19 protein-coding genes are annotated in these 19461 nt (G+C 67.5%); all 19 read right to left on the bottom strand.

Annotation, left to right across the window (positions count from 1 at the left end):
* Position 1 precedes the first annotated feature (1 nt).
* Positions 2-277, bottom strand: coding sequence for a 30S ribosomal protein S17 (rpsQ, locus tag ACFQS1_RS06505; protein ID WP_030436513.1), 276 nt, complete (start codon positions 275-277; stop codon positions 2-4).
* A complete protein-coding gene (gene rpmC, locus ACFQS1_RS06500; RefSeq protein ID WP_127499785.1) occupies positions 274-507 on the bottom strand; it encodes a 50S ribosomal protein L29 in 234 nt (77 codons plus the stop codon). The genes rpsQ and rpmC overlap by 4 nt, the downstream gene beginning before the upstream one ends.
* On the bottom strand, positions 507-932 hold the full coding sequence (gene rplP, locus ACFQS1_RS06495; RefSeq protein ID WP_020513593.1) for a 50S ribosomal protein L16: 426 nt from the start codon (positions 930-932) through the stop codon (positions 507-509). Before rplP ends, rpmC begins: the two co-directional genes overlap by 1 nt.
* A 3-nt stretch (positions 933-935) precedes the next feature.
* Positions 936-1793, bottom strand: coding sequence for a 30S ribosomal protein S3 (rpsC, locus tag ACFQS1_RS06490; protein WP_378965197.1), 858 nt, complete (start codon positions 1791-1793; stop codon positions 936-938).
* Positions 1793-2254 carry a 50S ribosomal protein L22 gene (rplV, locus tag ACFQS1_RS06485; RefSeq protein WP_378965195.1) on the bottom strand — a complete coding sequence of 154 codons (462 nt, stop codon included), beginning with the start codon at positions 2252-2254 and terminating at the stop codon, positions 1793-1795. Before rplV ends, rpsC begins: the two co-directional genes overlap by 1 nt.
* A gap of 39 nt (positions 2255-2293) precedes the next feature.
* Positions 2294-2575 carry a 30S ribosomal protein S19 gene (rpsS, locus tag ACFQS1_RS06480; RefSeq protein ID WP_020513590.1) on the bottom strand — a complete coding sequence of 94 codons (282 nt, stop codon included), beginning with the start codon at positions 2573-2575 and terminating at the stop codon, positions 2294-2296.
* Positions 2576-2590: 15 nt separating this feature from the next.
* Positions 2591-3430 (bottom strand): 50S ribosomal protein L2, encoded by an 840-nt coding sequence (gene rplB / locus ACFQS1_RS06475; protein ID WP_378965194.1) that lies wholly within the window; start codon positions 3428-3430, stop codon positions 2591-2593.
* A 14-nt stretch (positions 3431-3444) separates the two neighbouring features.
* Positions 3445-3747: a 50S ribosomal protein L23 gene (rplW, locus tag ACFQS1_RS06470; RefSeq protein ID WP_378965192.1), complete on the bottom strand. Its 303-nt coding sequence runs from the start codon at positions 3745-3747 to the stop codon at positions 3445-3447.
* Positions 3744-4427, bottom strand: coding sequence for a 50S ribosomal protein L4 (gene rplD / locus ACFQS1_RS06465; protein WP_378965191.1), 684 nt, complete (start codon positions 4425-4427; stop codon positions 3744-3746). Before rplD ends, rplW begins: the two co-directional genes overlap by 4 nt.
* Entirely contained in the window at positions 4424-5074 is a 651-nt protein-coding gene (gene rplC / locus ACFQS1_RS06460) for a 50S ribosomal protein L3 (RefSeq protein WP_378965189.1), read from the bottom strand. The genes rplD and rplC overlap by 4 nt, the downstream gene beginning before the upstream one ends.
* A 12-nt stretch (positions 5075-5086) precedes the next feature.
* Positions 5087-5395, bottom strand: a complete 309-nt coding sequence (gene rpsJ, locus ACFQS1_RS06455; protein ID WP_007073037.1) for a 30S ribosomal protein S10 — start codon at positions 5393-5395, stop codon at positions 5087-5089.
* A gap of 312 nt (positions 5396-5707) precedes the next feature.
* Positions 5708-6901, bottom strand: a complete 1194-nt coding sequence (tuf, locus tag ACFQS1_RS06450) for an elongation factor Tu (protein WP_378965188.1) — start codon at positions 6899-6901, stop codon at positions 5708-5710.
* A gap of 132 nt (positions 6902-7033) precedes the next feature.
* Positions 7034-9130: an elongation factor G gene (gene fusA / locus ACFQS1_RS06445; protein ID WP_378965186.1), complete on the bottom strand. Its 2097-nt coding sequence runs from the start codon at positions 9128-9130 to the stop codon at positions 7034-7036.
* An 87-nt stretch (positions 9131-9217) separates the two neighbouring features.
* Positions 9218-9688: a 30S ribosomal protein S7 gene (gene rpsG, locus ACFQS1_RS06440; protein ID WP_020513583.1), complete on the bottom strand. Its 471-nt coding sequence runs from the start codon at positions 9686-9688 to the stop codon at positions 9218-9220.
* Between the two features lies 1 nt (position 9689).
* Positions 9690-10064, bottom strand: coding sequence for a 30S ribosomal protein S12 (gene rpsL, locus ACFQS1_RS06435; protein WP_014440718.1), 375 nt, complete (start codon positions 10062-10064; stop codon positions 9690-9692).
* Between the two features lie 474 nt (positions 10065-10538).
* Positions 10539-11003, bottom strand: a complete 465-nt coding sequence (locus ACFQS1_RS06430) for a hypothetical protein (protein ID WP_378965185.1) — start codon at positions 11001-11003, stop codon at positions 10539-10541.
* 47 nt (positions 11004-11050) lie between these two features.
* Positions 11051-11413: a hypothetical protein gene (locus tag ACFQS1_RS06425; protein ID WP_378965184.1), complete on the bottom strand. Its 363-nt coding sequence runs from the start codon at positions 11411-11413 to the stop codon at positions 11051-11053.
* A gap of 78 nt (positions 11414-11491) precedes the next feature.
* A complete protein-coding gene (locus tag ACFQS1_RS06420) occupies positions 11492-15382 on the bottom strand; it encodes a DNA-directed RNA polymerase subunit beta' (RefSeq protein ID WP_378965182.1) in 3891 nt (1296 codons plus the stop codon).
* Positions 15383-15474: 92 nt separating this feature from the next.
* Positions 15475-18915 (bottom strand): DNA-directed RNA polymerase subunit beta, encoded by a 3441-nt coding sequence (rpoB, locus tag ACFQS1_RS06415; protein WP_378965181.1) that lies wholly within the window; start codon positions 18913-18915, stop codon positions 15475-15477.
* Positions 18916-19461 lie beyond the last annotated feature (546 nt).

The following is a 19461-nucleotide window of genomic DNA, read 5'->3' as shown; positions in this document are numbered from 1 at the left end:
CTCACTTGGCCTTTTCGAGGATCTCCACGACCCGCCACCGCTTGGTGGCGGACAGCGGACGGGTCTCCATCAACAGGACCCGGTCGCCGATGCCGCACGCGTTCTGCTCGTCGTGCACCTTGAGCTTGCGGGTGCGCCGCAGAACCTTGCCGTAAAGGGCGTGCTTGACACGGTCCTCGACCTCGACGACGACCGTCTTGTCCATCTTGTCGCTGACCACCAGGCCCTCGCGAACCTTACGGGTCGCGCGAACCGGGGTCGTGCTCTCGTCACTCATGCGGTCACCTCATCCGGCGCAACCGAGAGCCCCAGCTCGCGTTCACGCATGATCGTGTAGATCTTCGCGATGTCCTTGCGGACGACCTGGAGCCGACGGTGATTGTCGAGCTGCCCGGTCGCGCCCTGCACGCGAAGGTTGAACAGCTCCGCCTTGGCCTCCCGCAGACGCGAAACCAGCTCCTCGCCGGAGAGCTCGCGCAGCTCGGCTGCCTTAACGCCCGCTGCCATCAGCTTTCACCCACTTCGCGCGTAACGATGCGGCATTTCATCGGGAGCTTGTGGATCGCACGGCGCATCGCCTCGCGCGCGATCGTCTCATTCGGGAACGACATCTCGAAGAGAATGCGACCCGGCTTGACGTTCGCCACCCACCACTCGGGAGAGCCCTTGCCGGAACCCATCCGGGTCTCGGCCGGCTTCTTGGTCAGGGCCTGGTCCGGGAAGACCGAGATCCAGACCTTGCCGCCACGCTTGATGTGGCGGGTCATCGCGATACGAGCCGACTCGATCTGCCGGTTCGTCACGTACGCGGGCTCCAGCGCCTGAATACCGAACTCGCCGAAGACGACCCGGTTGCCGCCCTTGGACGCGCCGTGGCGGTCCGGGTGGTGCGGCTTGCGGAAGCCCTTCGGGGGCTTACGCGGCATCAGCATCTGTCAGCCCTCCTGCTGCGTTTCGGCCGGAGCCGGAGCCGCGGCAACCGCGGCGTCGTTGACGTTCTCGCCGGCCGGCGTGTCACCACTACGAGCCTGCGCCGCCGCGCGGCCGGCCTCGGTGCCACCGGCGGTCGTGCCGGACGAGCCGGAACGGCCACGGCGCGGGCGCTCGGGACGGTCCCCGCGGTCGCGGCGCGGACGCGCCGGAGCCTCGGTGACGGCCTCGCGACCCGGCACGGCGTCGCCCTTGTAGATCCAGACCTTCACGCCGATGCGGCCGAACGTGGTACGGGCCTCGAAGAAGCCGTACTCGATGTTGGCCCGCAGCGTGTGCAGCGGAACGCGACCCTCACGGTAGAACTCCGTGCGGCTCATCTCCGCGCCGCCGAGGCGGCCGGAGACCTGCACCCGGATGCCCTTGCAGATCGGGTTCTTCATGGCCGACTGCATGGCCTTGCGCATCGCGCGCCGGAAGCTGACCCGGGAGGACAGCTGCTCGGCGACGCCCTGCGCGACCAGCTGAGCGTCCGACTCGGGGCTCTTCACCTCGAGGATGTTCAGCTGGACCTGCTTGCCGGTGAGCTTCTCGAGCTCGCCGCGGATGCGGTCGGCCTCGGCGCCCTTGCGGCCGATCACGATGCCCGGACGGGCGGTGTGGATGTCCACGCGGACCCGGTCACGGGTGCGCTCGATGTCGACCTTGGAGATGCCGGCGCGCTCGAGGCCCTTGGACATCATTCGGCGGATCTTGACGTCCTCGCCGATGTAGTCCTTGTAGAGCTTGTCCGCGAACCAGCGGCTCTTCCAATCGGTGGAGATACCGAGCCGGAATCCGGTGGGGTGAACTTTCTGGCCCATTACTCGGACTCCTCCGTGTTCTCGGGCTCAACGGCCGGCGCGGCCTTCTTGGCCGGCGCGGCCTTCTTCGCAGCGGCCTTCTTGGCGGGCCGCGCCACCTGGACCGCCTCGACGGCGACCGTGATGTGGCAGGTGCGCTTGCGGATCCGGTACGCCCGGCCCTGCGCCCGCGGACGGAACCGCTTGAGCGTCGGGCCCTCGTCGACGAACGCCTCGCTGACGAGGAGGGCGTCGGGGTCCAGCCGCTCGTTGTTCTCGGCGTTCGCGATCGCGCTGGCCAGCACCTTGTAGACCTGCTCGCTGGCGGCCTGCGGCGCGAACTGCAGGACGGTGAGCGCCTCCTTCGCGGGCAGACCGCGGACGAGGTTGACCACCCGGCGCGCCTTGTTCGGCGAGATGCGCACGTGCCGCGCAACCGCCCGCGCGCCCGGAAGCACCGGAGCGTCGCCCTTCGTTGGCATCGCTGTAGCTCCTAAATCCTCTGATCCGTGTGTCTGCTCTTAGCGGCGACGGCTCTTGCGGTCGTCCTTCTCGTGACCCTTGAACGTACGGGTCAGAGCGAACTCACCGAGCTTGTGCCCGACCATGGCCTCGGTGATGAACACCGGGACGTGCTTGCGCCCGTCATGCACGGCGATCGTGTGCCCGAGCATGTCGGGGATGATCGTCGAGCGCCGCGACCAGGTCTTGATGACGTTCTTCGAGTTCTTCTCGTTCTGGACTTCCACCTTCTTGAGCAGGTGGTCGTCGACGAACGGGCCCTTCTTCAGGCTACGAGGCATCTTCTTCTACTCCCGTTACCCGCGCTTGCGGGTGGCGTAGCGGCGGCGAACGATCAGCTTGTCGCTCTCCTGGCCCTTGCGGCGGGTACGGCCCTCCGGCTTACCAGCCGGGTTGACCGGGTGGCGACCACCGGAGGTCTTGCCCTCACCACCACCGTGCGGGTGGTCGATCGGGTTCATGGCGACACCGCGGACGGTCGGGCGCTTGCCCTTCCAGCGCATCCGGCCGGCCTTGCCCCAGTTGATGTTCGACTGCTCGGCATTGCCGATCTCGCCGACCGTGGCGCGGCAGCGGATGTCGACCCGGCGGATCTCACCGGAGGGCATACGCAGCGTGGCGTACGCGCCCTCACGGCCGAGCAGCTGGATGCCGACACCGGCCGAGCGGGCCAGCTTGGCGCCACCGCCGGGACGAAGCTCCACACCGTGGACCGTCGTACCGACCGGGATGTTGCGCAGGGGCAGGTTGTTCCCCGGCTTGATGTCCGCGCCCGGTCCCGACTCCACCCGGTCGCCCTGGTTCAGGTCCTTCGGCGCGAGGATGTAGCGCTTCTCGCCGTCGGCGTAGTGCAGCAGGGCGATGCGGGAGGTGCGGTTCGGGTCGTACTCGATGTGCGCGACCTTGGCCGGCACGCCGTCCTTGTCCACCCGCTTGAAGTCGATCAGCCGGTACTGCCGCTTGTGGCCGCCGCCCTGGTGCCGGGTGGTGATCCGGCCGTGGACGTTGCGGCCGCCCTTCTTGGGCAGCGGGACCAGCAGAGACTTCTCCGGCGTGGACCGGGTGATCTCGGCGAAGTCGGCGACGCTGGAGCCGCGACGGCCCGGCGTGGTCGGCTTGTACTTACGGATAGCCATTGTTTTACAACCCCTTAGCTGACCGGGCCGCCGAAGGCCTCGATACGGTCACCGTCAGCCAGCTTGACCATCGCGCGCTTGGTCGCCTTGCGCTGACCGAAGCCGGTCCGGGTGCGCTTGCGCTTGCCCTCTCGGTTCGCGGTGTTCACCGTCAGCACGCGCACGTTGAAGATCTGCTGGATCGCGATCTTGATCTGGGTCTTGTTCGCGTCCGGGTGGACGAGGAACGTGTACCAGTTCTGGTCGAGAACGCTGTAGCTCTTCTCGGAGACGACGGGCGCGATTACGACGTCGCGCGGGTCGGCGATGGTGGTCACTTGTTCCCCTCCTCGGAGGCCTCGGCCGGCACGCCCAGGCTCTGCCCGCCGGTTTTGCTCCCAAGGTCGCAAAACTCGTCGAGAGCATCCTTGGTGAAGACCACCTCGTCGGCGACCAGCACGTCGTACGTGTTCAGCTGACCGGCCTCGATCAGGTGCACGGTCACCTCGTTGCGCAGCGAGAGCCAGTTCAGCTCGTCGGTGCTGCTGAGCACGACCAGGACCTTCTTCGACTCGGTCGCCTTGCGCAGGGTCGCGATCGCGGCCTTGGTCGACGGCTTCTCGCCGGCGACGAACGCCTCGACCACGTGCACGCGGCCGTCGCGGGCCCGGTCGGAGAGGGCGCCACGCAGCGCGGCGGCCTTCATCTTCTTGGGGGTCCGCTGGGAGTAGTCGCGCGGCACCGGGCCGTGCACGACGCCACCGCCGGTGAACTGCGGCGCGCGGATCGAGCCCTGGCGGGCGCGACCGGTGCCCTTCTGCTTGTAGGGCTTCTTGCCGCCACCGGCGACCTCGCCCCGGGTCTTGGCCTTCGCCGTACCCTGCCGCGCGGCCGCGAGCTGGGCCACCACGACCTGGTGCATCAGCGGGATGTTCGCCTGCACGTCGAAGATGTCGCCGGGCAGCTCGACCGAGCCGGCCTTGTTGCCCTCGGCGTTGAGCACGTCCACCGAGCTCACTTGGCACCGCCCTTCTTGGCCGCGGTACGGACCAGGATCAGCGCGCCCTTGGGACCGGGCACGGCGCCCTTGACCAGCAGCAGGTTGTTCTCGGTGTCCACCGCCTGCACCGTCAGGTTCTGCACGGTGAAGCGCCGGCTGCCCATGCGGCCCGCCATCCGGACGCCCTTGAAGACGCGGCCGGGGGTGGCGCAGGCGCCGATCGAGCCGGGCGAGCGGTGCTTGCGCTCGACGCCGTGGCTCGACTTGAGGCCGTGGAAGCCGTGCCGCTTCATGACACCGGCGTAGCCCTTGCCCTTGGTCTTGCCGGTCACGTCGATCGGGGCGCCGACCGGGAACGAGTCGACGGTGACCTCCTGGCCGAGCTCGTACTCGCCGGCGTCGGTGGTGCGCAGCTCCACGAGGTGGCGCCGCGGCGACACACCGGCCTTGGCGTAGTGACCGCTCTCCGGCTTGTTGACCTTGCGCGGGTCAATCTTGCCGAACGCCAGCTGGACGGCGCTGTAGCCGTCCTTGTCATCGGTACGGACCTGGGTCACGACACAAGGGCCGGCCTGAACCACGGTCACCGGGACGACCTTGTTGTTGTCCCAGACCTGGGTCATGCCGAGCTTGGCGCCCAGGATCCCCTTTACTTGCCTGTCCATCAGTCCGGATCCCTACAGCTTGATCTCGATGTCGACGCCAGCCGGAAGGTCGAGGCGCATGAGCGAGTCGACCGTCTTCGGGGTCGGGTCGATGATGTCGATCAGACGCTTGTGCGTGCGCATCTCGAAGTGCTCGCGCGAGTCCTTGTACTTGTGCGGCGAACGGATCACGCAGAAACGGTTGATCTCCGTGGGCAGCGGCACCGGGCCAGCAACCTGCGCCCCGGTACGCGTCACCGTCTCCACGATCTTCCGCGCCGAGGAGTCGACGACCTCGTGGTCGTAGGCCTTGAGCCGGATGCGGATCTTCTGTCCCGCCATGGTGGCTTCTGTTTCCTTCTCTCGATGCCGCTACGTACGAAAGCGGTGGCTCTCGTATGCCCGCAGGACCCTTGATCCTGCGTTGTCCGACCCCCGCGGTCGGGCGTGTCGCGCCTGCCGTCGCTATGCAGCCTTATCAAGCAACTCGATCACGGGGATCTGAGGTGCCGGGCGGGCCAAAAACACACCCGGACACCCGGCGAGGGTGACCAGCTCCGATGGCACTTGAGCCCACCAGAATCTGGCCACCCGCGCGGACGCAACCTGACTAGTATGCCGGATACTCCCCGGCAACGCTAATCGGGGTACTGATCAGGCGTTGATCTTCGTGACCGTGCCGGCGCCGACGGTGCGGCCACCCTCGCGGATCGCGAACTTCAGGCCCTGCTCCATGGCGATCGGCTGGATCAGCTTGACCGACATGGTGGTGGAGTCGCCGGGCATGACCATCTCGGTGCCCTCGGGCAGCGTGACGACGCCGGTGACGTCCGTGGTGCGGAAGTAGAACTGCGGGCGGTAGTTCTGGAAGAACGGGGTGTGCCGGCCGCCCTCCTCCTTCGAGAGGATGTAGACCTGGCCCTCGAACTCCGTGTGCGGGGTCGTGGTGCCCGGCTTGATGACGACCATGCCGCGCTCGACGTCCTCGCGCTTGATGCCACGCAGCAGCAGACCGACGTTCTCACCCGCGCGGGCCTCGTCGAGCAGCTTGCGGAACATCTCGATGCCGGTGCAAACGGTCTTGGTCGACTTCTCGCGGATACCCACGATCTCGACCTCCTCGTTCGGCTTGAGGATGCCGCGCTCGGCCCGGCCGGTGACGACCGTGCCACGACCGGTGATCGTGAACACGTCCTCGATCGGCATGAGGAACGGCTTGTCGGTGTCGCGCTCCGGCTGCGGGATCGCGGTGTCGACCGCGTTCATCAGCTCCATGAGCCGCTCGGTCCACTCCGCGTCGCCCTCGAGCGCCTTGAGCGCCGAGACGCGCACGACCGGTACGTCGTCGCCCGGGAACTCGTAGGTGCTGAGCAGCTCGCGGACCTCGAGCTCGACGAGCTCCAGGAGCTCCTCGTCCTCGACCATGTCCGACTTGTTCAGCGCCACGACGATGTACGGAACGCCGACCTGGCGGGCCAGGAGCACGTGCTCCTTGGTCTGCGGCATCGGGCCGTCGGTCGCGGCGACCACCAGGATCGCGCCGTCCATCTGGGCGGCACCGGTGATCATGTTCTTGATGTAGTCGGCGTGGCCGGGGCAGTCCACGTGCGCGTAGTGGCGCGCCGCGGTCTGGTACTCGACGTGCGCGATCGAGATCGTGATGCCGCGGGCCTTCTCCTCCGGCGCCTTGTCGATCTCGTCGAACGGGGTGTACGGGTTAAGGTCCGGGTACTGGTCGTGCAGGACCTTGGTGATGGCCGCAGTCAGCGTCGTCTTACCGTGGTCGATGTGACCAATGGTGCCGATGTTGACGTGCGGCTTAGTCCGCTCGAACTTCGCCTTCGCCACTGGTGTCCTCCTGTGGACTGATCATTACTTTGCCCGGCACGCCCGATAAGGCGACTGGGACTCTGTCGACTGCTCGCGCGCGTGCGGATCGCGACGACCCGCACGCGCCTCAACGCGTCTGGACCGGGACGCTTACGCGCCGGTCGCCTTCGCGATGATCTCCTTCGCGACGTTCTGCGGAACCTCGGCGTAGGAGTCGAACTGCATGCTGTAGCTGGCCCGGCCGGCCGTCTTCGACCGGAGGTCGCCGACGTAGCCGAACATCTCGGACAGCGGAACCAGCGCCTTGACAACCCGGGCCCCGGAGCGCTCCTCCATCGACTGGATGATGCCACGGCGGGAGTTGAGGTCGCCGATCACGTCGCCCATGTTGTCCTCGGGGGTGGTGACCTCCACGGACATCATCGGCTCGAGGAGAGCGGGGTCGGCCTTGCGGGCCGCCTCCTTCATCACCATCGAACCGGCGATCTTGAACGCCATCTCGGACGAGTCGACCTCGTGGTACTGGCCGTCGAGCAGCGTCAGCTTGACACCGACCAGCGGGTAGCCGGCCAGCACGCCGTACTGCATGGCGTCCTGCGCGCCCGCGTCCACCGACGGGATGAACTCCCGGGGGATGCGGCCGCCGGTGACGGCGTTGACGAACTCGTAGGTCGGGCCGTCCGCGGTGAGCGGCAGGGGCTCGATGCCGACGATGACGCGGGCGTACTGACCCGAGCCACCGGTCTGCTTCTTGTGCGTGTACTCGATCTTCTCCACCTTGCGGCGGATCGTCTCGCGGTACGCGACCTGCGGCTTGCCGATGTTCGCCTCGACGTTGAACTCGCGACGCATGCGGTCGACGAGGATGTCAAGGTGAAGCTCGCCCATGCCGGCGATGATGGTCTGACCGGTCTCCTCGTCGTTGAAGACCCGGAACGTCGGGTCCTCCTCGGCGAGGCGCTGGATCGCGGTGCCCAGCTTCTCCTGGTCCGACTTGGTCTTCGGCTCGATGGCGACCTGGATGACCGGCTCCGGGAAGGTCATCGACTCCAGGATGACCGGGTTGGCCGGGTCGCTGAGCGTGTCACCGGTGGTGGTCTGCTTGAGACCCTGCACGGCGATGATGTCGCCGGCGTGCGCGGTGGCGCGCTCCTCACGCTTGTTGGCGTGCATCTGATAGATCTTGCCGATCCGCTCCTTCCGGTCCTTGGTGGAGTTGACCACCTGGGAGCCGGAGTCGAGCGTGCCGGAGTAGACCCGCACGTAGGTGAGCTTGCCGAGGTGCTTGTCGGTCTGGATCTTGAAGGCCAGCGCCGAGAACGGCTCGGTGTTCGACGGCTTGCGCTGCATCGGCGTCTCGCCGTCGGTCGCGGTGCCCTCGATGGCCGGGATGTCCAGCGGCGACGGCAGGTAGTCGACCACGGCGTCGAGCATGGGCTGAACGCCCTTGTTCTTGAACGCCGAGCCGCACAGCACCGGGTTGGCCTTGCTGGCGATCGTGGCGCGCCGGATGGCGGCCTTGATCTCGCCCACCGAGAGCTCCTCGCCCTCGAGGTACTTCTCCATGATCGAGTCGTCGACGTCGGCCAGGGTCTCGATCAGCTTCTCGCGCCACTCGCTCGCGGAGTCGGCCAGGTCGGCCGGGATCTCCTCGACCGCGTAGTCCTCACCCTTCACGGTCTCGCCGCGCCAGGTGAGGGCGCGCATCTCGACCAGGTCGACGACGCCGATGAAGTCGGCCTCGAGCCCGATCGGGATCTGCAGGACCAGCGGAGTGGCGTTGAGCCGGTCGATCATCATCTGCACGCAGCGGAAGAAGTCGGCGCCGGTCCGGTCGAGCTTGTTGACGAAGCACATCCGGGGGACGTGGTACTTGTCCGCCTGACGCCAGACGTTCTCGGTCTGCGGCTCCACGCCGGCCACGCCGTCGTAGACCGCCACCGCGCCGTCCAGCACGCGCAGGGACCGCTCGACCTCGACCGTGAAGTCGACGTGGCCGGGCGTGTCGATGATCTGGATCGTGTGACCCTTCCACTCGGCCTTGGTGGCGGCGGAAGTGATCGTGATACCGCGCTCCTGCTCCTGCTCCATCCAGTCCATCGTGGCGGCGCCGTCGTGGACCTCACCGATCTTGTACGTGATACCGGTGTAGAACAGGATTCGCTCGGTGGTCGTGGTCTTACCAGCATCGATGTGCGCCATGATGCCGATGTTGCGTACGTTGGCAAGCGCGTCTGCGGCGGCCACTTCAATCCCTACTTTTCTTCGTCGTCGTCTCGTGAACCGGTACGACTTGCCGGACGGCCCGGGGATCTCCGGGCCCGCGGCGGGGTCTTACCAGCGGTAGTGCGCGAAGGCCTTGTTGGACTCCGCCATCTTGTGGGTGTCCTCGCGCCGCTTGACGGCGGCGCCGAGGCCGTTGCTGGCGTCGAGCAGCTCGTTCTGGAGACGCTCGATCATGGTCTTCTCCCGGCGGGCCTTGGAGTACTGGACCAGCCAGCGCAGACCGAGCGTGGTCTGCCGCGGGGTACGGACCTCGACCGGCACCTGGTAGGTCGCGCCACCGACACGGCGGCTGCGGACCTCGAGGGTTGGCTTGACGTTGTCCATCGCACGCTTGAGCGTCACGACCGGGTCGGTGCCGCTCTTCTCCCGGCAACCCTCGAGCGCGCCGTACACGATGCGCTCGGCCAGCTGACGCTTGCCACCGATCAGGATCTTGTTGATCAGCTGCGTGACCAGCGGGGAGTTGTAAACCGGGTCCGCGACCACCGGGTGGCGCGGAGCGGGGCCCTTACGCGGCATGTCAGCTCTTCTCCTTCTTCGCGCCGTAACGGCTGCGGGCCTGCTTGCGGTTGCGGACACCCTGGGTGTCCAGCGAACCACGGACGATCTTGTAGCGGACGCCGGGCAGGTCCTTCACACGGCCGCCACGCACGAGCACGATCGAGTGCTCCTGCAGGTTGTGGCCGACGCCCGGGATGTACGCCGTGACCTCGATCTGGCTGCTGAGCTTCACACGAGCGACCTTGCGCAGCGCAGAGTTCGGCTTCTTGGGGGTGGTGGTGTACACGCGCGTGCACACGCCGCGCCGCTGGGGACTTCCCTTCAGCGCCGGCGTCTTGGTCTTGCTCGTCTTCGCCTGGCGGCCCTTTCGGACCAGCTGCTGGATCGTGGGCACCGGGTTTCTCCGCTCCCTTCGGCCGCGTCCTTCCGCGGCCGCACCGTCTCGTTATGCCTCTGTGTGCCGGATGCTCCGGCACCCGCGGTCGGGCGTGTCGTCCGGCTCACGGTCCCGCCACGCGTGGTCACGCGCACCGGGTCTTGTCTGCGTCGTCGTCCCGTCACATCGGAACGTCGATCCTCGGCGTGCTTATTACCCCGTCCTTGTTGTCGACTCGGGCGCACGCACGAGTTGCCCGGGCAAGCCCGGGCACGGAGGGAAAGAGTACCCACCACAAGCAGCCAGGTCAAAATCGACAGAGGCCAGGCCCCGCGGACGCGAAATCCTATCGATGTGCCTGAGTCCTATCGATGACGCCTGCTCCTCGCGACGGATATCTCCGATACGAGTGTACCGGGTGTCCCGGGACGACATTGCCTCGGTGCCGGGATACCGGATCGGGTGTTCACGATCACGCCCCACGGCGAGTGGTCACGCCCCGGAGGAGAACTGCAACACCAGTGACAACGCGAGGCCCGCGAGGGCAATTCCCGCGCCCGCGGACCCGCACGAGATCCCGGCCGTCGCGACGCCGCGGCCGGTGAAGCGCACCTGACCGGTACGGCCCGAGCCGCGGATCTGCCGGCGGGCGACCAGGCCGACGATGATCGCGCCGATTCCCACGATCACGCTGAGCAGGGTGAAGGCGCCGGCGACCAGCGCGCCCCAGCCGCCGTTCGCGCCCACCAGGCCGAAGCAGAAGACGATGAGCGACACCAGGATGGCCGCGATGCCGGCCACCAGGGAACCGATCGCCATGCCCGAGGTGATCGGCTCGACCCGCAGCTGGACCAGCCCGAACTCGGTGCCGGGCACGACGTCGACCCGCTCCGGCTGCCAGCGGCCGTTGGGCGGGGGCGGCGGCACGGGCGCCATCGGATACGGCTGCTGGCTCATCAGACGAGGATGTCACTCGTACGGGGCACGGCGCAGCCCGGGGATGCTCAGTCGGTGCCGGGCGCGAAGTCGGGCCCGGACGGCGCCGAGGCGAGGTGCAGCAGGCCGGCGATGGTAGCGACGACCAGCGTCGCCAGGGCCAGCACGATGCCGGCCCAGGCCAGGCGCCGCCCGCGCCGGATCCACGCCGACCCGGTCAGGTATCCGTGGGACGCGTACGCGTCCCGGGCGGCCTGGCGCGCCAGCAGCAGCGCGATGGTGGCGGGAATCACACCGCCCACGAACGCCCCGGTCAGGAAGGCCGCAACGCCCAGGGCGAAGACGGCCCGCGCCTTCGTCGAGGGCGCCGGATCGGGATCCAGGGGATGGCGCGCGGGCGGCGCGTCGGCGGCAGCGGGGACGGTCACCACCCCATCTTAGGAACGAGCCGATACGGAAAGCGGAGGGCGGCCGCGCAGCGCGCGACCGCCCTCCGCCTCATGCAACCGTCAGCGGTACGACCCGAAGTCGAAGTCGTCCAGCGGCACAGCCTGCCCGCTGGCCGGCCCGAAGCCGTAGTCGGTCTCCGGGTATCCGGTCATCGAGTACACCTTGGCCTTGGCCTCCTCGGTCGGCTCGACCCGGATGTTGCGGTACTTGCTGATGCCCGTACCGGCCGGGATGAGCTTGCCGATGATGACGTTCTCCTTGAGGCCGACGAGCGAGTCGCTGCGCGAGTTGATCGCCGCGTCGGTCAGCACCCGGGTGGTCTCCTGGAAGGAGGCCGCCGAGAGCCAGGAGTCGGTGGCCAGCGAGGCCTTGGTGATACCCATCAGCACCGGACGACCGGCGGCGGGCTCGCCGCCCTCGCCGACGAGCCGGCGGTTCTCCGACTCGAAGAGCGCCCGGTCGACCAGCACGCCCGGCAGGAACTCCGCCGCGCCCGAGTCGATGACCGTCACCCGCTTGAGCATCTGGCGGATGATGATCTCGATGTGCTTGTCGTGGATGAGCACACCCTGCGAGCGGTAGACCTCCTGGACCTCCTGGGTCAGGTGGACCTGGACCGCCCGCGGACCCATGATCCGCAGCAGCTCGTGCGGGTCGATGGTGCCCTCGGTCAGCTTCTCGCCGACGCCGACGTGGTCGCCGTCGTGGGCGCGGAGCTTGACGCGCTTGGAGATCTTGTCGTACACGATCTCCTCGCTGCCGTCGTCCGGCACCACGATGATCTTCCGCGAGCGCTCGCCGTCCTCGATCCGGATGCGTCCCGGGGTGTCGGCGATGGGCGCCTTGCCCTTGGGCACGCGGGCCTCGAAGATCTCCTGCACACGCGGCAGACCCTGGGTGATGTCCTCACCCGCGACGCCACCGGTGTGGAAGGTACGCATGGTCAGCTGCGTGCCCGGCTCACCGATGGACTGGGCGGCGATGATGCCGACCGCCTCGCCGATGTCGACCCCCTTGCCGGTCGGCAGCGAGCGGCCGTAGCAGGCCGCGCACACGCCGAGCTTCGACTCGCAGGTCAGCACGCTGCGCACCCGGACGTTCTCGACGCCCGCGGCGACCAGCTTGTCGACCAGGATCGAGTTGAGATCCGAGCCCCGCGGCACCACCACGTTGCCACCGGCGTCCTTGACGTCGTCGGCCAGCGTACGGGCGTGCACGCCGGTCTCGGCGTGCGTGTGCACCACCAGCGAACCGTCCGGCTCGCGGTCCGCCACCTGCATCGGGATCGCGCGGTCGGTGCCGCAGTCCTCCTCGCGGATGATGACGTCCTGCGAGACGTCCACCAGACGCCGGGTCAGGTAACCCGAGTCGGCGGTACGCAGCGCGGTGTCGGCCAGACCCTTCCGGGCGCCGTGCGTGGAGATGAAGTACTCCAGCACGGTGAGACCCTCGCGGTACGACGACGTGATCGGCCGCGGGATGATCTCGCCCTTCGGGTTGGCCACCAGGCCACGGATCGCGGCGATCTGCCGCAGCTGCAGCAGGTTGCCACGGGCGCCCGAGTTGATCATCACCCAGAGCGGGTTCTCCTGCGGGAGAGCCGTCGACATCTCGGCGGCGATCTCGTTGGTCGCCTTGGTCCAGATCTCGATGAGCTCGCCGCGGCGCTCCTCACCAGTCATCAGACCACGCTGGTACTGCTTGTCGATCTTGTCGGCCTCGCTCTGGTAGCGGGCCAGGATCTCCGGCTTGCGCGGAGGCCCGATGACGTCGCCCATGCCGATCGTCACACCGGACCAGGTGGCCCAGTGGAAGCCGGCCTCCTTGAGCGCGTCCAGGGTCGCCGCCAGGGCGACCTTGGGGAAGCGCTCGGCGAGGTCGTTGACGATCGCCGACAGCTGACCCTTGCGGATCTCGTAGTTGACGAAGCGGTACCCGGGCGGGAGCGTCTCGTTGAAGAGAACGCGGCCCAGGGTGGTCTCGACCAGGAGCGGCTCGCCCTCGGTCCAGCCCTCCGGAGCCTCCCACTTGGCGTCCCTGGCGCCGTTGTCCACGCCGACGACGTCGCGAAGACGGATCTTCACGTTCGCCTGAAGGTGCAGCTCGCCGTTGTCGAAGGCCATCCGCGCCTCGGCGTCCGACGAGAACAGCCGGCCCTCGCCCTTCGCACCGGCGGTCTGGTGCGTCAGGTAGTAGAGACCGATGACCATGTCCTGGGTGGGCATGGTGACCGGCTTGCCGTCGGCCGGCTTGAGGATGTTGTTGGACGAGAGCATCAGGATCCGGGCCTCGGCCTGCGCCTCGGCGGACAGCGGCACGTGCACCGCCATCTGGTCGCCGTCGAAGTCGGCGTTGAACGCCGTGCAGACCAGCGGGTGGATCTGGATCGCCTTGCCCTCGACCAGCTGCGGCTCGAAGGCCTGGATGCCGAGGCGGTGCAGGGTCGGCGCGCGGTTCAGCAGCACCGGGTGCTCGCTGATGACCTCCTCCAGGACGTCCCACACGACCGGCCGCTGACGCTCGACCATCCGCTTGGCCGACTTGATGTTCTGCGCGTGGTTCAGGTCGACCAGGCGCTTCATCACGAACGGCTTGAACAGCTCCAGCGCCATCTGCTTGGGCAGGCCGCACTGGTGCAGCTTGAGCCGCGGGCCGACGACGATGACCGAACGGCCGGAGTAGTCGACGCGCTTGCCCAGCAGGTTCTGCCGGAACCGGCCCTGCTTGCCCTTGAGCATGTCGGACAGCGACTTCAGCGGGCGGTTGCCCGGGCCGGTGACCGGCCGGCCGCGGCGGCCGTTGTCGAACAGCGCGTCGACGGCCTCCTGCAGCATCCGCTTCTCGTTGTTGACGATGATCTCGGGCGCGCCCAGGTCGATCAGGCGCTTGAGCCGGTTGTTCCGGTTGATGACCCGGCGGTACAGGTCGTTCAGGTCGCTGGTCGCGAAGCGGCCACCGTCGAGCTGCACCATCGGGCGCAGGTCCGGCGGGATGACCGGGACGCAGTCGAGCACCATGCCCAGCGGCGAGTTGCGCGTGTTCAGGAACGCGGCGACGACCTTGAGCCGCTTGAGGGCACGGATCTTCCGCTGGCCCTTGCCGCTGCGGATGATCTCCCGCAGGTTCTCGGCCTCGGCGTCCAGGTCCATGTTCTCGAGCAGCGCCTTGATGGCCTCGGCGCCCATCCCGCCGGTGAAGTACTCACCGAAGCGGTCGCGCAGCTCGCGGTAGAGCAGCTCGTCGGTGACCAGCTGCTTGGAATCGAGCTTGCGGAAGGTGTCGAGCACCTCGTCGAGGCGGTCGATCTCGCGCTGCGCCTTGTCGCGGATCTGGCGCATCTCGCGCTCGCCGGCCTCCTTGACCTTGCGGCGCACGTCCGCCTTGGCGCCCTCGGCCTCGAGCTCCGCGAGGTCCTGCTCCAACTTGGCGGCACGCTTCTCGATCTCCGAGTCGCGGCCGTTCTCGGACTGGCGCTTCTCCGCGAAGATCTCGTTCTCGATCGTGGACATGTCGCGGTGACGCGCCTCGGCGTCCACGCTCGTGATCACGTACGAGGCGAAGTAAATGATCTTCTCGAGGTCCTTGGGAGCCAGGTCGAGCAGGTAGCCCAGCCGGCTCGGCACACCCTTGAAGTACCAGATGTGCGTGACCGACGCGGCCAGCTCGATGTGGCCCATGCGCTCACGGCGGACCTTGGACCGGGTCACCTCGACGCCGCAGCGCTCACAGATGATGCCCTTGAACCGGACCCGCTTGTACTTGCCGCAGTAGCACTCCCAGTCCCGCTGCGGACCGAAGATCTTCTCGCAGAAGAGTCCGTCCTTCTCGGGCTTGAGGGTGCGGTAGTTGATCGTCTCGGGCTTCTTGACCTCGCCGTGCGACCACTGCCGGATGTCGTCGGCGGTCGCCAGGCCGATACGCAACTCGTCGAAGAAGTTGACGTCGAGCACTTGGACTATCCCTCGTGTTTCGTTGCTCGGGTGAATTCAAGGCCGGCGGGGGGTGGCCCCGATTTCTGATGCGATGCCGGGGCCACCATCCGTCAGATCTCTTCGACGCTGCTGACGCCCTCGTTCGGGCGCCGGGACAGGTCGATACCGAGTTCCTCCGCGGCCCGGAAAACCTCGTCGTCCGTCTCGCGCATCTCCAGGGCCACGCCGTCGCTGGACAGCACCTCAACGTTCAGGCACAGCGACTGCAGCTCCTTGAGCAGCACCTTGAAGGACTCCGGGATGCCCGGCTCCGGGATGTTCTCGCCCTTGACGATGGCCTCGTAGACCTTCACGCGGCCAAGCACGTCGTCGGACTTGATGGTGAGCAGCTCCTGCAGCGCGTAGGCCGCGCCGTAGGCCTGCATGGCCCAGCACTCCATCTCGCCGAACCGCTGGCCACCGAACTGCGCCTTACCACCCAGCGGCTGCTGCGTGATCATCGAGTACGGGCCGGTCGACCGCGCGTGGATCTTGTCGTCGACCAGGTGGTTCAGCTTGAGGATGTAGACGTAGCCGACCGAGATCGGGTCCGGCAGCGGCTCACCGGAGCGGCCGTCGAACAGCTGCGCCTTGCCGTCGCCGTTGACCAGCCGCTTCCCGTCGCGGTTGACCAGCGTCGACTCGAGGAGGCCCTTGATCTCCTCCTCCTGAGCGCCGTCGAACACGGGGGTCGCGACGTTCGAGTCCTTGGGGGACTCGTGCGCCTCGATCGCCCGCAGCTGCCGCTTCCAGTCGGCGTCGTCGCCCTCGACCTCCCAGCCGGTCTTGGCGATCCACCCGAGGTGGGTCTCCAGCACCTGGCCGATGTTCATCCGCGAGGGCACACCGAGCGGGTTGAGCACGATGTCGACGGGGGTGCCGTCCTCGAGGAACGGCATGTCCTCGACCGGGAGGATCTTGGAGATGACGCCCTTGTTGCCGTGCCGGCCGGCGAGCTTGTCGCCGTCCTGGATCTTCCGCTTCTGCGCGACGTACACGCGGACCAGCTCGTTCACGCCCGGGGGCAGCTCGTCGCCGTCCTCGCGGGAGAAGGTGCGAACGCCGATGACCGTGCCGGTCTCGCCGTGCGGCACCTTCAGCGAGGTGTCGCGGACCTCGCGCGCCTTCTCACCGAAGATCGCGCGGAGCAGCCGCTCCTCGGGGGTCAGCTCGGTCTCGCCCTTGGGCGTGACCTTGCCGACCAGGATGTCGCCGGGGACGACCTCGGCGCCGATCCGGATGATCCCCCGCTCGTCGAGATCCGCCAGCATCTCCTCGGAGACGTTGGGGATGTCGCGGGTGATCTCCTCCGGGCCGAGCTTGGTGTCCCGGGCGTCGACCTCGTGCTCCTCGATGTGGATCGAGGTGAGCACGTCCTGCTGCACGAGGCGCTGCGACAGGATGATCGCGTCCTCGTAGTTGTGGCCCTCCCAGCACATGAACGCGACGAGGAGGTTGCGGCCCAGGGCCATCTCTCCGTCGTCGGTGCACGGGCCGTCGGCGATGACCTGGCCGGCCTCGACCCGGTCACCCTCGAACACGACCGGCTTCTGGTTGACGCAGGAGCCGGCGTTCGAGCGGCGGAACTTGTGCAGCAGGTAGGTACGGCGGTGACCGTCGTCCTGGTGCACCGTGACGTAGTCGGCGCAGAGGTCCTCGACCACGCCGCCGACCTCGGCCACGACCACATCGCCGGCGTCGACCGCGGCACGGTACTCCATGCCGGTGCCGACCAGCGGCGCCTCGGCCTTGACCAGCGGCACGGCCTGACGCTGCATGTTCGCGCCCATGAGCGCGCGGTTGGCGTCGTCGTGCTCGAGGAACGGGATCATCGCGGTCGCGACCGAGACCATCTGCCGCGGCGATACGTCCATGTAGTCGACCTGCGTGCCGGGCACGTAGTCGACCTCACCGCCCTTCCGGCGGACCAGGACGCGATCCTCGGCGAACGTGCCGTCACTGCTCACCACGGCGTTCGCCTGGGCCTTGATGTACCGGTCCTCCTCGTCGGCGGTCAGGTAGTGGACCTCGTCGGTGACCGTGCCGTTCTCGACCTTCCGGTACGGCGTCTCGATGAAGCCGAACGGGTTGACCCGCGCGAACGTCGCGAGCGCGCCGATCAGACCGATGTTCGGCCCCTCGGGCGTCTCGATCGGGCACATCCGGCCGTAGTGGGACGGGTGCACGTCGCGAACCTCGAAGCCGGCCCGCTCACGCGACAGACCACCCGGGCCGAGCGCGCTCAGCCGGCGCCGGTGGGTCAAGCCCGCCAGCGGGTTGGTCTGGTCCATGAACTGCGACAGCTGGGAGGTGCCGAAGAACTCCTTGATCGCCGCCACCACCGGGCGGATGTTGATCAGGGTCTGCGGCGTGATCGCCTCGACGTCCTGAGTCGTCATGCGCTCACGGACGACCCGCTCCATCCGGGACAGGCCGACACGGACCTGGTTCTGGATGAGCTCGCCGACGGTGCGCAGGCGACGGTTGCCGAAGTGATCGATGTCGTCGGCCTCGTAGCCCTCCTCACCGGCGTGCAGCCGGCAGAGGTACTCGACGGTCTTGACGATGTCCTCTTCGGTGAGAACGCCCCGGTCGATCGGGACGTCGATCTCGAGCTTCTTGTTGAACTTGTAGCGCCCGACCTTGGCGACGTCGTACCGCTTCGGGTTGAAGAAGAGGTTGTCGAGCAGGGTCTGCGCGTTCTCCCGGGTCGGGGGCTCGCCCGGGCGGAGCTTGCGGTAGATGTCGAGCAGGGCCTCGTCCTGCCCGGCGATGTGGTCCTTCTCGAGGGTGGTCATGAGCAGCTCGGACCAGCCGAACCGCTCCCGGATCTGGTCGGCCGACCAGCCGATCGCCTTGAGCAGGACGGTGACGGCCTGCCGGCGCTTGCGGTCGATCCGGACACCCACGGTGTCGCGCTTGTCGATGTCGAACTCCAGCCAGGCGCCCCGGCTGGGGATGACCTTGACGCTGGAGAGGTCGCGGTCGGAGGTCTTGTCCGGCTCCTTGGTGAAGTACACGCCCGGCGAGCGGACGAGCTGGCTCACCACGACCCGCTCGGTGCCGTTGATGACGAACGTCCCCTTGGGGGTCATCATCGGGAAGTCGCCCATGAACACGGTCTGGCTCTTGATCTCGCCAGTCGTGTTGTTGGTGAACTCCGCGGTCACGAACAGCGGCGCGCAGTAAGTCAGATCCTTCTCCTTGCACTCCTCGATCGAGGCCTTGACCTCGTCGAATCGGGGAGACGAGAAGGACAGCGACATAGTGCCGGAGAAGTCCTCAATGGGACTGATCTCTTCGAGGATCTCTGCGAGGCCCGACTGGGCATGCGGGTCGTCCGTCGACCGGGCCTGCCAAGCCTCGTTGCCCACCAGCCAGTCGAAGGACTCGGTCTGGAGTGCGAGGAGGTTGGGGACCTCTAGTTGCTCGGTGATCCTGCCGAAAGAGACACGGCGGGGTGCGTAAGCGCTCGACGTACGGCTGGTCTTCGCAGGGCGGGAAGCTGCCAAGATGCGTCCTTCCGAGGACCGGTGCTGCTGATGCGGCTGCAGCTGCGGTATGCAACTGTTTGCGTTGCCCTCGTTTGTAGGCACTGTAACGAGCCCCCAGGAAGTCACCCAGATGGATGTCCTGGCAGGGCTCAAGGCAGAAGGCAGCGCAAACTAGCAGTGTAGCCGCTCGGCTAACCGCTGTCCAGCCCACACCAGAGGGGGCCTGCGGAACGTGTCCCCGACGGCCTCTGACCTGCGCCTCCATGGTCAGTGCCCAATGCCGGGGCCGCTCTAAACGCGGCTTGTCTCCCTCGGTGCCGTCTGCCGGAAGCCCGTTGAAGACCGGACCCCCCGCAGGGCGGCTGTCGCAAGCGCGGAGAACTTGCTGATGTCAGCGTGCCTGTCAGCGGACACTCAGTCAAGGGCTGCGCCGCGGGTCGGACATGTGCCGCCTCCCGGCGGGCACGTCCTAGCGACCATAGCCCATGATTTGCCCGATTAAAGCGACTTTGCCGGTCGGGTGGCCGACAGCCTCGCGCATCGCCGCTAGCTGGGACAATGCCT

Source organism: Paractinoplanes rhizophilus (genome assembly GCF_042664765.1).
GTDB classification, from domain to species: Bacteria; Actinomycetota; Actinomycetes; order Mycobacteriales; family Micromonosporaceae; genus Actinoplanes; species Actinoplanes rhizophilus.
Note: the sequence above shows the minus strand (reverse complement) of the source record. Positions and strands in the feature narration are given on the sequence as shown.

Bases quoted from the DNA above. Each gene is read 5' to 3' on its own strand.
- rpsQ (WP_030436513.1), bottom strand. From the start codon at position 277: ATGAGTGACGAGAGCACGACCCCGGTTCGCGCGACCCGTAAGGTTCGC.
- rpmC (WP_127499785.1), bottom strand. From the start codon at position 507: ATGGCAGCGGGCGTTAAGGCAGCCGAGCTGCGCGAGCTCTCCGGCGAG.
- rplP (WP_020513593.1), bottom strand. From the start codon at position 932: ATGCTGATGCCGCGTAAGCCCCCGAAGGGCTTCCGCAAGCCGCACCAC.
- rpsC (WP_378965197.1), bottom strand. From the start codon at position 1,793: ATGGGCCAGAAAGTTCACCCCACCGGATTCCGGCTCGGTATCTCCACC.
- rplV (WP_378965195.1), bottom strand. From the start codon at position 2,254: ATGCCAACGAAGGGCGACGCTCCGGTGCTTCCGGGCGCGCGGGCGGTT.
- rpsS (WP_020513590.1), bottom strand. From the start codon at position 2,575: ATGCCTCGTAGCCTGAAGAAGGGCCCGTTCGTCGACGACCACCTGCTC.
- rplB (WP_378965194.1), bottom strand. From the start codon at position 3,430: ATGGCTATCCGTAAGTACAAGCCGACCACGCCGGGCCGTCGCGGCTCC.
- rplC (WP_378965189.1), bottom strand. From the start codon at position 5,074: ATGGACAGGCAAGTAAAGGGGATCCTGGGCGCCAAGCTCGGCATGACC.
- rpsJ (WP_007073037.1), bottom strand. From the start codon at position 5,395: ATGGCGGGACAGAAGATCCGCATCCGGCTCAAGGCCTACGACCACGAG.
- rpsG (WP_020513583.1), bottom strand. From the start codon at position 9,688: ATGCCGCGTAAGGGCCCCGCTCCGCGCCACCCGGTGGTCGCGGACCCG.
- ACFQS1_RS06430 (WP_378965185.1), bottom strand. From the start codon at position 11,003: ATGAGCCAGCAGCCGTATCCGATGGCGCCCGTGCCGCCGCCCCCGCCC.